At 35.9% G+C, this 12,020-nt stretch carries 11 protein-coding genes; 7 read left to right on the plus strand and 4 right to left on the minus strand.

Annotated elements, in window-relative coordinates; translation table 11 throughout:
• Positions 1-37 precede the first annotated feature (37 nt).
• Positions 38-4,471 carry a DNA polymerase III subunit alpha gene (dnaE, locus tag AQF98_RS12070; RefSeq protein WP_055132222.1) on the minus strand — a complete coding sequence of 1,478 codons (4,434 nt, stop codon included), beginning with the start codon at positions 4,469-4,471 and terminating at the stop codon, positions 38-40.
• A gap of 622 nt (positions 4,472-5,093) precedes the next feature.
• Here dnaE and AQF98_RS22160 point away from each other — a divergent pair.
• From AQF98_RS22160 to AQF98_RS12100, 7 genes are all read left to right on the plus strand, one after another.
• The gene (locus AQF98_RS22160; protein ID WP_161805867.1) at positions 5,094-5,237 is read left to right on the plus strand and encodes a hypothetical protein; all 144 of its coding nucleotides are present in this window, start codon (positions 5,094-5,096) and stop codon (positions 5,235-5,237) included.
• 29 nt (positions 5,238-5,266) lie between these two features.
• The gene (mdh, locus tag AQF98_RS12075; RefSeq protein WP_055132223.1) at positions 5,267-6,205 is read left to right on the plus strand and encodes a malate dehydrogenase; all 939 of its coding nucleotides are present in this window, start codon (positions 5,267-5,269) and stop codon (positions 6,203-6,205) included.
• Between the two features lie 99 nt (positions 6,206-6,304).
• The gene (locus tag AQF98_RS12080) at positions 6,305-6,727 is read left to right on the plus strand and encodes a retropepsin-like aspartic protease (RefSeq protein ID WP_055132224.1); all 423 of its coding nucleotides are present in this window, start codon (positions 6,305-6,307) and stop codon (positions 6,725-6,727) included.
• 32 nt (positions 6,728-6,759) lie between these two features.
• Entirely contained in the window at positions 6,760-7,437 is a 678-nt protein-coding gene (locus AQF98_RS12085; protein WP_235524224.1) for a peptidoglycan recognition family protein, read from the plus strand.
• Positions 7,438-7,746: 309 nt separating this feature from the next.
• A complete protein-coding gene (locus AQF98_RS12090) occupies positions 7,747-8,550 on the plus strand; it encodes a WG repeat-containing protein (RefSeq protein ID WP_055132226.1) in 804 nt (267 codons plus the stop codon).
• Between the two features lie 323 nt (positions 8,551-8,873).
• Positions 8,874-9,560 carry a WG repeat-containing protein gene (locus tag AQF98_RS12095; RefSeq protein WP_055132227.1) on the plus strand — a complete coding sequence of 229 codons (687 nt, stop codon included), beginning with the start codon at positions 8,874-8,876 and terminating at the stop codon, positions 9,558-9,560.
• A 148-nt stretch (positions 9,561-9,708) separates the two neighbouring features.
• Positions 9,709-10,242, plus strand: a complete 534-nt coding sequence (locus AQF98_RS12100) for an SRPBCC family protein (RefSeq protein WP_055132228.1) — start codon at positions 9,709-9,711, stop codon at positions 10,240-10,242.
• Positions 10,243-10,335: 93 nt separating this feature from the next.
• Here AQF98_RS12100 and AQF98_RS12105 read toward each other — a convergent pair whose 3' ends face one another.
• Genes AQF98_RS12105 through AQF98_RS12115 form a run of 3 tightly spaced genes read right to left on the minus strand, consistent with a single transcriptional unit; the run spans position 10,336 to position 12,006 of the window.
• Positions 10,336-10,995, minus strand: coding sequence for a hypothetical protein (locus tag AQF98_RS12105; protein ID WP_055132229.1), 660 nt, complete (start codon positions 10,993-10,995; stop codon positions 10,336-10,338).
• Positions 10,996-11,002: 7 nt separating this feature from the next.
• Complete coding sequence (locus AQF98_RS12110) at positions 11,003-11,668, minus strand: hypothetical protein (protein WP_055132230.1); 666 nt, start codon at positions 11,666-11,668, stop codon at positions 11,003-11,005.
• Positions 11,668-12,006, minus strand: coding sequence for a PadR family transcriptional regulator (locus tag AQF98_RS12115; RefSeq protein WP_055132231.1), 339 nt, complete (start codon positions 12,004-12,006; stop codon positions 11,668-11,670). Before AQF98_RS12115 ends, AQF98_RS12110 begins: the two co-directional genes overlap by 1 nt.
• Positions 12,007-12,020: the final 14 nt, after the last annotated feature.

A 12,020-nucleotide genomic window follows, 5' to 3' on the forward strand; every position in this document is an offset into this window, starting at 1 on the left:
TAAGCTGTAAGCTTATTTATACCTTTAATCCTAAACCTTAATTGAGTTTGTAATTTACAACATTTAGTTTTGTTAATTGTTCTAAAAATTGATTATTTGGATTGATCTTTAACGACTTTGAAGGCAGTTCTAGCTTAAGATTCTGCTCCCTATCGTATACTTCGAAATTCAATTTACAATTGTGGCGTTCGCTATTCTCTTTATTCTCTTGTAAAATCGAGTCAATTTTCTCCATCAGCTCGTCATTGATCTCTTCTATTGGGAGCTGAATAGTAATACATTTCGTCAGTTTATCCCGTAATTCTGACAGTAGGTCTATCGAAGTTACCTTAAACTCCCAATCACCTTCTTTTTTAAAACGTTCTCCAACCCTACCTCTAATCTGTAAGAAATAACCTTCCGTTAAAAACTGTTTAAATTTCAAGAAATCATCTCCAAACAAGGCTATTTCACAAGTATCATCATAATCTTCAAAAATAAAAGTCCCAAATGGCTTTCCTGTTTTGGTAATCCGTTGCGAGGCCATTACCACCAAACCTCCAACTACCAAGTCTCTATTTTTGATGGTTTCAAATTCTCCCAAAACTTCTTCGTTGGTATCTCCACTACGTATTTTGTTTACCACACTCAGGTGTTTAACCGCATGTTGACAGAAGTTGGTCAGCTCAAAACGATAATCATCTAAGGGGTGCCCCGACAAGAAAATACCAATCGCATCCTTTTCGTATTTTAAACGGTCAATCAATCCCCATTCTGGAGAAACAGGAAAAGTTGGCTCTAAAATCAGGTCTGCCTTTGAACCTCCAAACAACGAAGATTGAGAAGAATTCTGGTTATTCTGAAAATCATTGGCATACTTAATTAACTTTTCGATGCCATTCATTTTATCATTGGCACCAATATAGAAATATTGGGCACGATGAAAACCATAAGCATCAAAGGCACCACTATATACAAAGCTCTCGTAAGCTTTTTTGTTAACGATACGGGTATTCGATCGTTTTGCAAATTCGAAAACACTAGTATATGGGCCATTTTCTATACGTTCTTCGATAATACTCTCTACCGCTTTTTCTCCTACTCCTTTTACTGCCGACATTCCAAACCGAACCTCGCCTTTGGCATTTACAGAGAATTTTAGTTCAGATTCATTCACATCTGGTCCCAATACCGGAACACCCATTTGCCTACATTCTTCCATAAAGAAGGCAACTTGTTTAATATCGCTCATGTTATTGGAAAGTACCGCAGCCATGTATTCTGCAGGGTAATTTGCCTTTAAATAAGCAGTTTGATAAGCAATCCAAGCGTAACAGGTAGAGTGCGATTTATTGAAGGCATATTCGGCAAAAGCTTCCCAATCTTTCCAGATCTTTTCTAAAATGGCAGCATCGTGTCCTTTCTCTGCAGCCTGTTTAATAAACTTAGGCTTCATTTTATCCAATACATCACGCTGTTTTTTACCCATTGCCTTACGCAAAACATCGGCCTCACCTTTGGTAAAGTCAGCTAATTTTTGCGACAAAAGCATTACCTGCTCTTGGTAAACCGTAATTCCGTAGGTTTCTTTCAGTAGCTCCTCACAAGCTTCCAAATCATATTTAATTTCCTCTTCCCCATTTTTTCTACGTACAAAACTCGGAATATAGGCAATCGGACCTGGACGATACAGTGCGTTCATCGCAATTAAATCGCCAAAAACCGTTGGTTTAAGCTCTTTCATGTACTTTTGCATACCCGCACTCTCGTACTGGAAAATGCCGACCGTTTCGCCTCGTTGAAAGAGTTCATATGTTTTTTCATCATCGATTGGAAAAGCATCAGGATCCAAATCAATATTGTGTCTTTTCTTAACCAGTTTTACGGTATCCTTAATCAGGGTCAAAGTTTTTAACCCCAAGAAGTCCATCTTTAGCAAGCCTGCACTTTCTACAACAGAGTTGTCGAACTGGGTTACATAGAGGTCTGAATCTTTTGCAGTAGCCACAGGTACAAAATTGGTAATGTCATCTGGTGTAATAATTACCCCACAAGCGTGGATACCTGTATTTCGCAATGAGCCTTCTAAAACAATAGCTTGTTCAATGGTTTCTGCACTTAGGTTTTTTGCATTTGAAAGTGCTTTTAGCTCAACAATTCTTTCGTATTCATCTGGGCGAAGTGCGGCTTTTAAAGCTTTTTCTTCCAAATTAAAGATCTTGGCCAGCTTCATATTGGGAATAAGCTTGGCTATTTTATCCGCTTCAAAAAGGGGTAGATCTAAAACTCTGGCTGTATCTCGAATAGATGATTTAGCCGCCATGGTACCATAAGTAATAATTTGTGCTACCTGACTGGAGCCATATTTATTAATTACATAGTCCATTACACGTCCACGACCCTCATCATCAAAGTCAATATCAATATCGGGCATGGATACACGATCTGGGTTCAAGAAACGCTCAAAAAGGAGATCGTATTTTAAAGGATCGATATTGGTAATCCATAAACAATAAGCCACTACAGAACCTGCTGCAGAACCACGACCAGGCCCCACAGAAACATCCCTACGTCTGGCTTCAGCAATAAAATCTTGCACAATTAAGAAATAACCGGGATAACCTGTCTTCTCAATCGTAGCCAATTCAAAATCTAAACGCTCGGTAATTACGTCGGTGAGCTCTCCGTATCTTTTCTTGGCACCTTCGTAAGTTAAATGTCTTAAAAATTTATTCTCTCCACGTTTACCACCATCTTGGTCGTCTTCTGCCACCAAAAATTCGTCTGGAATACCAAATTTAGGCAGTAATACTTCACGAGCCAGCTCATAGGCTTCAATCTTATCTGCAATCTCTTGTGTACTCAAAATGGCTTCGGGTACATCTGCAAAAAGCGATTTCATTTCATCGCCAGATTTGAAATAATATTCTTGATTGGGCAAACCATAACGGTAACCGCGTCCACGTCCAATTGGCGTAGCCTGTTTTTCTCCGTCTTTTACACACAATAAAATATCGTGCGCATTGGCGTCCTTTTTATTAATATAATAGGTGTTGTTGGTAGCTACCAATTTAACACCATGTTTATGGGCCAAGGTAATTAAATCCGCATTTACGCGGTCTTCATTTTCTTGACTATGGCGCATCACCTCTACATAAAAATCCTCACCAAATTGCGCTAACCACCAAACCAAAGCTTCTTCTGCCTGTTTCTCTCCCAAATTTAAGAGCTTGCTCGCCACCTCACCATAAAGGTTTCCAGATAGTACAATAATATCGCTCTTGTATTGTTCAATTACATTCTTGTCAATTCTAGGCACATAATAAAAGCCTTTGGTATAGGCTATAGACGACATTTTGGCCAGGTTATGGTAGCCTTTTTTATTCTTTGCCAATAAAACTACTTGGTAACCATCATCTTTTCGGGTTTTGTCGGTATGGTTTTCGCAAACAAAAAATTCAACACCAACAATTGGCTTCACCACTTGTGCCGTTGGCGCTTGGCCTTTTTCTATGGCTTCTGCATTTTTAGCCTTTGCATCTTTGTTGTGCTTAATGGCCTGACTTACAAAATGAAAAGCCCCCATCATGTTGGCGTGATCGGTAATGGCAACTGCTGGCATTTGATGGGCCGCAGCTGCTTTGATCAAATCTGGTACACTAATGGTAGATTGTAGTACCGAAAACTGACTATGGTTGTGCAAGTGGATAAAATTTGCATTGGCCAGTTCTTCCTTATTTCCTGCTAAGGTCTGCTTAGAAATGCCTCCTGTTTCAGCACCTCGCTGACGTTTTCTAATTTCGTCTGATGCAGCTTTAAGGTTAACGTGTTGTAAACCTATGCCACTAATTGGATTTTGATTGGCCTCTCTAAATCGAAGGTAATAATCGGTATCAACCAATAATTCTTCTTTTTTGAAGACCTCTTTTTTAATCAGCTCTAAAAAGCAACGTGTAGTTGCTTCCACATCTGCCGTAGCATTGTGCGCCTCAGCAAATGGCACCCCAAAAAGATATTGGTGCAGTTCGGTCAGGTTTGGCAGTTTGAAACGACCACCCCTACCACCTGGAATTTTCAATAGATCGGCAGTTACCTCTGTACAAGTATCCAAAACTGGCATACTGGCCATTGGGCTTTCTACACCCATGCGATAAAATTCGCAACCCATAATGTTCACATCAAAACCTACGTTCTGACCCACCACAAATTTAGCTTTGCTAAGTGCAATGTTAAATTTTTCTAAAGCCTCTGCAAGTTCAACTCCTTGTTCTGCCGCTAAATCTGTAGAAATACCATGAATTCGCTCTGCATCATAAGGAATGTTAAAACCCTCAGGTTTAACCAAATAATCCTGATGTTCTATCAAATTACCCATCTCATCATGCAACTGCCAAGCAATTTGGATACAACGCGGCCAATTATCCGTATCTGTAATGGGCGCATTAAAATTACGGGGCAAACCAGTGGTTTCAGTATCAAAAATCAGGTACATAGTTGGAATTGTGGTGGAGATCAAAAATACAGAAATTAACACGCTAACTTGTCAGCAAATTATCAACATCTATGTAAAAAGGTATAAGGTTGAAGGCGGAAGGTGTAGGGTTGAAAACGGAAAGCAAAAAGCTAGAGGAGGTATAAGGTTGAAGGCGAAAGGTGTAGGGTTTAATGTGCAAAGCTAAAGACTCAAAGCGGAAAGCTACAATCAGCAAGTTACTAAGCTCCTTCTTCTTGATACTCACATCTCAAGTCTCATATCTCAAATCTTGATACTCCTATCTTGATACTTATTACAAAGCTGAAAGCTAAAGGCTCAAAACGGCAAGAAGCAAACTGTTAAGTCGCCCCATCTTGATACTTGATACTTATATCTTGCTACTCACATCTCATATCTAGAAACTCACATCTTGATACTTGATACTCCTATCTTGATACTTGTTACTCACATCTCCAGTCTCACATCTCATATCTTAATACTTCCATCTTGATACTTTATACTTATGTCTTGATACTCGTTGCAAATAGATTAACCATTTCACTGTAATAAAGTTTTAAAAATTGGACAAACCATTTTGTTAAAAAGAAGCAAATCTATACCTTAGGCAAGAAGAAATTAAATGGAGTTAAAAGCTGAATTATTTAATAGTTGGGACCCTAAAAAGGACATTGTTGAATTCATCAATACCCATCAAATTAAAAAAGAAAATATATTAATCATTACCCAAGGCGCTGGTAGTTATACATTGTTCTACTACGCTTAATAAAAAATAAAATTCCAAATAAAATTGATATGAAGATAACTGTTGTAGGAGCTGGTGCAGTTGGTGCCACATGTGCAGATAACATTGCAAGAAAAGAACTAGCTGAAGAGTTAGTATTGTTAGACATTAAAGAAGGTTTTGCAGAAGGTAAGGCCATAGACATGATGCAAACTGCTACCTTATTAGGTTTCGATACCAAAATCAAAGGCGTAACCAACGATTATAGCCAAACTGCTGGTTCTGCTGTTGCTGTAATTACCTCTGGTTTGCCACGTAAACCAGGGATGACCCGTGAAGAACTGATCGGGATCAATGCTGGTATTGTAAAAGGAGTTGCAGAAAACATTTTAAAGTTTTCTCCAGATGCCATTATTGTAGTGATCAGTAATCCAATGGATACGATGACCTATTTGGCATTAAAATCATTAGGTCTACCTAAAAACCGCATTATTGGTATGGGCGGAACATTAGATAGTTCTCGTTTCAAATATTATTTAAGTGTAGCATTAAACTGCAATTCGAACGATCTACAAGGTTTTGTAATTGGTGGCCACGGAGATACTACAATGATTCCATTAACCCGTTATGCAACTTACCAAAGTTTACCTGTTAGCGAATTGTTAGATGAAGCTACTTTAGCAAAAGTTGCTGCTGATACTATGGTTGGTGGTGCAACATTAACTGGTCTATTGGGTACATCTGCTTGGTATGCACCTGGTGCAGCTGGAGCGGCATTGGTAGAAGCAATTGTACGCGACGAGAAAAAACTATTTACTTGTTGTGTAGCTCTAGATGGCGAATATGGTCAAAAAGATATCTGTTTAGGTGTGCCTGTAATTATCGGTCGCAATGGCTGGGAAAAAATCATCGATTACAAATTAAACGATGAAGAACAAGCTGCATTTAACAAAAGTGCTGATGCCGTACGTAACATGAACAACGTATTAGCAGAAATGAATTTGATTTAATTGATTTTATTGGTAACTGTTCGAATTGATGAACTGCTTAGGCGCTGCCGCATTGTTAAACAATTAACCGAATTAACAGTTAACCAATTAACCTGATATATGAGAACAATTACTGTTCCTTTAACTTTAATTAATTTACAAGACGACGGTTTCCATCTTTTGGTGGAAATTGTCGTTTTTGGTGAAAAATTATTTGCCGTAGTAGACACAGGTGCTTCAAGATCTGTTTTTGATAAGGCTTTGATGGAGAAACACATCCAAGAACTTTCCATGAGCGAAGAAACACAAGCGGCCACTATTTTTAGTACAACAGAAACCCTACATGGCATTATCCCTCAACTTAAAATTGGAGGTTTACGCTTAAAAGGTTACCATGCTGTAGCTTTAGATCTACAAAGTGTAACTGATACCTATTTACAATTGGGACATCCAGCAATTGCAGGGATTATTGGTGGAGATATTTTAATGCAGTTCCATGCCAAAATAGACTACCAAAAAAGATTATTAAGATTTTATAAGTAAATTGGACCATGAAAGCTAAAAGCAGCTCTTTTTTGAAAACATATTCCAAACTCTTGTTTCTTGTACTCTTATTGAGTTCTTCTTTTACTTTCGCTCAAAACCAAAACATTAAAATTATTGACAAACCCATTGTCTTCGATTCTACAAGAATAAAACTCTCTTTACAATACCTTAAAGAAAGGCATCAAATTCCAGCAAAAACAATAACAATTGAGCCAGTAATGATTGTTTTACACTGGACAGGGGCCAAAACATTCTCTTCTACATTTAATGCGTTTAACCATGCTACCTTAGATGGAGATCGTAAAGCCATTGCTGGAGCAAGTAATTTAAATGTATCGTCTCAATTTTTAATAGACAGAGATGGCACCATCTATAGACTAATGCCTGAAAACAATTTTGCCCGCCATGTAATTGGCCTAAATTATTGCGCCATTGGTGTAGAAAATGTTGGAAGTGATGATTTCCCACTTACCGAGGCACAACTCTTGGCAAATGAGCAATTGGTGAGATACCTTGCTGCCAAATACAAAATCCAATACTTAATCGGACATTACGAGTACACTGCTTTTAAGCAAACTCCATTATGGAAAGAAGCAGATCCTAACTATCAAACTGGGAAAACTGATCCGGGAGCAGATTTTATGCAAAAGATAAGAGTGAACTTAAAAGATCTATCCTTAAAAGGTGCGCCAGCAAAAAACAAATAAAAACCCTCAATAAAGATTGTTAACTAATTCTACAAAATATTAATTTACAATCGCTTACAACAGAAGACAGTATTTAGAATCTTCCAAACACCCCACATTCTTTCGTTCAAAAAGCAAAATTGAGAAATTTTGGGGATTTTAATCCGCAATTGTCTCAGTTAAAATAATTTTCTTCTAGAGAAAAAACATATAATCTTTTAAGAAATTTTATTAACTTATTGATTTTCAATAAAATACAAATCGACTTATTTTACCTTGTGATCTTGGATAGCATTTTGCCTTGCTTTAGTCGTAACAAATTAAAAAATTATGAAAAAGTTAGCATTCATCCTAGCCATCACTTTATGTTATACTTTAACTAAAGCACAAACTGAAAAAACGACTGTAGATCCTAAATCGGAAAACCTTAATAAGTTTTCGGCTTCAGCATCTTCAATGATCGCAAAAAATACAGAGAAGACAAAACCTGCAATTGAAACACCGAAATTTACAAATTTCAGAACTAACAATACAGAAACCATAGTAGCCGCATCTGAAGGGTTGACTTTAATCGGTATCAATAATAAGTTCGGTTATAAAGATAAAAAAGGGAAAACCATCGTTCCATTAAAGTATGATTTTCTTGACAGCTTCGCACAAGGAAGAGCTAAAGTTAGCCTAAACAACAAATCTGGTTTTGTTGACATGAGCGGAAATGAAGCTATTCCATTAGTTTATGATGCTGCAAGCTCTTTTAAAGATGGTTTAGCCATTGTTACAATAAATAACAAAAAAGGTTTTATCGATCGCGATGGAAAACTGATCATCCCAATGATGTACGATGATGTAATGTATTTTTCTGAAGGTAAAGCTTCTGTAAAATTGGGAGATAAATGGGGCTTTATCGATATGACCGGAAGAACTGTTATTCCATTTAAATACGAATGGCCTTCTATTTTCAAAGATGGTTTTACCAGAGTTAAATTAAATGACAAATGGGGATTAATTGATAAAAACGGTAATGTTATTGCACCAATGATGTACGATTGGGTAAATGATTTTGCTGATGGTAGAGCAATGGCTTCTCTTAACGGAAAAGTGGTATACATTAATCAAAACGGGGAAATCTACTAAAGACATCTCCAAATATAAATAACCAAAAGCCCCAATGCTTCAAAGAGTATTGGGGCTTTTAACTTAAAAGTAAAATCGATTAATCCCTTCAAATGGATTTTCGATAAAAGAAATAGTCATATCAAACGGTCGTAGACTTTATTTCTCAAACATCTCTTAATTAAGCACTTAAAGTAGTTCACAATCGATATAAATCGACAAAAAACACACACGTAACAAACTGATTCACAGTAAAATAATCAAATATTAATTTTTCTATAAAAAAGATTGGACAAGAGTTTGACTTAGACAAATCAAACTTAACAACCGTAAAATCTAACGATATGAAAAAAGTATTATTAACCTTAGCTGTGATCTGTAGTTTGAATATCTCGTTTATACATGCGAAAGAGACCAATAGACAAACCTTCAAATCTGTTTATGGAGTAGATGATGAATTGACATTGATTAGCCTGAATAATAAGTATGGCTTTAAAAATAAAAAAGGCAAAGTAGTAATTGCCCCAAAATATGATTATGCCGAAGATTTCAACCAAGGAAGAGCTGTTGTAGGCTTAAACAACAAATTTGGTTATATCAACCAAAGAGGTGATATCGTGGTGCCTTTAGTTTATGATGGTGCCTGGGCTTTTAATAATGGATTAGCTTTAGTAGAAATCAATACAAAAAAAGGTTTCGTCAACCAAGATGGTAAACTCATTATTCCGATAATATATGATGATGCCATGTTCTTCTCTGACGAAAGAGCATCTATAAAATTGGGAAACAAATGGGGCTTTATGGACACCAATGGGAAATTGGTTATTCCATTTACCTACGATTGGCCATCTGTTTTTAAAAACAACATTACAAGAGTGATGCTAAACAATAAATGGGGGATAATTAACAAAAGCGGTAATATCCTAACCCCAATTATGTACGATTCGATTGACGATTTTACAAATGGTAGGGCCAAAGCTTCACTTAACGACAAAGTTGTATACATTAACCAGAATGGCGAAATCTATTAGATATTATTATCAAAACAACCTGTAAAATTGTTTAACTCTAACAGATAAACTATTGAAGATCATCTCCAAAGTGAAATTTATAGCATAAAATAACATTTTTAAATAAAGATGTTTTTACTAACTTTAAGTAAACCAAACAAACTTAAATATGAAATTGCTGAAAATTTTAGGAGGAATTATCTTCGTATTGATTTTAATTTTCTTCGTTGGCGGGCTTTTGCTGCCTAAAACCTACTCTGTTAATAGAAGCGCAGTAATTAATGCGCCAGACAGTGTAATTTATAAAAACATTGCAGATTTTAATGAATTTCTCAAATGGAATCCATGGGCTAAAATGGAACCAACTGCAAAAACTACCATTAGTGGCCCAGTTGCCCAACCTGAACATTTATACCAATGGGAAGGAAAAGAAACAGGTAGTGGCCAAATGAAAATTACAGGTGTTGAAGCCAACAAATCTGTTAACATCGAGCTTAAATTTATTAAACCGTTTGAAAGTCTTGCCAATACCAATTTTGAGATTGCTAAAGACGGTAATGGTAACAAAGTAACTTGGACTATGAGTGGAGAAAGCAAAGGCACGATGGATAAATGGATGGGACTTTTTATGGACGGAATGATAGGAAAAGATTTTGAGGCCGGACTGAAGTTCTTGAAGGAGAAATCTGAAAAAGGGAATTAAGTTTCGTTTCAATATCAATTTTAATAGAAAAGGGGTGTTTAAATTTGTATTTAAACACCCCTTTTTATATCATGAGCAGATTAATAGCAACTATCAAATAGCTAATACGGTAATTCGTTCTGTATACAATTTCATAAAAGCCCTGATGTAAATACTGATCACAAAAAAAAGTGCCAATAGTATGATGTGCTGCGTATTTACAGCAATACTGGTATTTTCTTTCGTTATTACCACATTAAAAAGAATGTTGATGAAGCCTATTGGCAAAAATAATAAACCGAATATCAACTCACTCTTGATCGAATCTTTTTTTGTTTTGCGATGAATGATATACCTATAGATAATACAGAACACACCTGCCAATACAATCAAAACACAAATGGCTAAATAGATCGTTTTAAATAATACAGACAAATTGGTGTTGTTTACATACAATACATAACACAACAACAATAAAATGAGGTTTGGAAGTATATGCCTAAGTTTAAAAGTATACAACATCTCTAAACCCATCAATTTGAGATATCTCCTTTTAATCTGTTTCTGATAAATATTCTCCTGTTTTCTGATTGCCGCAGTACCGCCAAAATCAACTTCAATTATTTGTTGTACCAAATTGAGGTGATAAGCTCCGGGGAGTTCTACAAGTGTATTGAGTACATGGTCATATACCTCATTATAGGTTTCGATATACTTACCTATCGTAAAAATATATGCTCCTATTTCTTCTTTTTCTATTGAACTTAATTCCATAAGAATATTATTGTACTGTTAAAATTTTAATTTTTTGTTGATAGAACCTCATAAAAGCTCTTACATATACACTACAAAAAAAGAACAGAGATAAGGTGATGATCAATTTACTACTGTCACTTATTGTAAAAAAACTAGTTTTACCAATAAAATTGAGCAAAAAGAAATTCATAATAACGAAACCAAACGAGCAGGAATAGCCTATATAATTATCTAAAATTGAATATTTTAACCATCTAAACTTGTTCAATAATATTTTCAGAAACCCAAATAAAGCAACGCCAGCAACACAAATAATACTCGCTAAAAACATAGGCATCATATTAAACTCCTCATCCTTAGCACCACTATAGATCAACAAACAAAGACCTAATAAGCATAGATTATTGAGCATTTCTGGCCATTTGAAAGTATGAAGCATTTCCAATCGAAAATAGGTGTTATATTTTTTCCCTAGCTCCTTTTGATAAATTTTCTCTTGGCTTAAAATTTCAGAAAAGCCACCAAACTCATCATTAATAATAGCAATGACCTTATTTATGTGATAAGGTCCAACATTATCTTTTAAGGAATTTAAAATGTGATCGTAAAGTTCATTATATGTCTCCCTATACTTTGGTACTGTTATGATGTAATCCTTAATCTCGGCCTTTTGCTCTTCTGTTAATTCCATTACAATGACGGCTTTAAGTTTAACAATAGCTGCAACTGTGCAATGAACTCTTTGGCTTCCTGCAATTTATTCACCACCTCCTTTTCCCCATTTTTAGATAAGGCATAATATTTACGTACACGATTTTCAACAACTTCAGTACTCGTCTCTAATAAACCTTCGGCCTCCAATTTATGCAGAGCGGGGTATAAAGCCCCTTCCTTTAAAATGAGCTGTCCTTGCGTAACTGCTTTTACCTTCTGCGTAATTTCATAACCATACATCCGATCATTCTCTGCCAGTAGGTTAAGAATAATGGTCTGTAATGTTCCTTTAAATAGTTCGTTATTTACTGCCATGAAACAAATATAAA

Origin of the sequence: Pedobacter sp. Hv1 (genome assembly GCF_001412215.1) — a bacterium.
Lineage (GTDB): Bacteria > Bacteroidota > Bacteroidia > Sphingobacteriales > Sphingobacteriaceae > Pedobacter.

Excerpts from the sequence above, each read along its gene's own strand:
- mdh (WP_055132223.1), top strand. The coding sequence starts at position 5,267 with ATGAAGATAACTGTTGTAGGAGCTGGTGCAGTTGGTGCCACATGTGCA.
- AQF98_RS12100 (WP_055132228.1), top strand. The coding sequence starts at position 9,709 with ATGAAATTGCTGAAAATTTTAGGAGGAATTATCTTCGTATTGATTTTA.
- dnaE (WP_055132222.1), bottom strand. The coding sequence starts at position 4,471 with ATGTACCTGATTTTTGATACTGAAACCACTGGTTTGCCCCGTAATTTT.
- AQF98_RS12095 (WP_055132227.1), top strand. The coding sequence starts at position 8,874 with ATGAAAAAAGTATTATTAACCTTAGCTGTGATCTGTAGTTTGAATATC.
- AQF98_RS12115 (WP_055132231.1), bottom strand. The coding sequence starts at position 12,006 with ATGGCAGTAAATAACGAACTATTTAAAGGAACATTACAGACCATTATT.
- AQF98_RS12080 (WP_055132224.1), top strand. The coding sequence starts at position 6,305 with ATGAGAACAATTACTGTTCCTTTAACTTTAATTAATTTACAAGACGAC.
- AQF98_RS12110 (WP_055132230.1), bottom strand. The coding sequence starts at position 11,668 with ATGGAATTAACAGAAGAGCAAAAGGCCGAGATTAAGGATTACATCATA.
- AQF98_RS12105 (WP_055132229.1), bottom strand. The coding sequence starts at position 10,995 with ATGGAATTAAGTTCAATAGAAAAAGAAGAAATAGGAGCATATATTTTT.
- AQF98_RS22160 (WP_161805867.1), top strand. The coding sequence starts at position 5,094 with ATGGAGTTAAAAGCTGAATTATTTAATAGTTGGGACCCTAAAAAGGAC.
- AQF98_RS12090 (WP_055132226.1), top strand. The coding sequence starts at position 7,747 with ATGAAAAAGTTAGCATTCATCCTAGCCATCACTTTATGTTATACTTTA.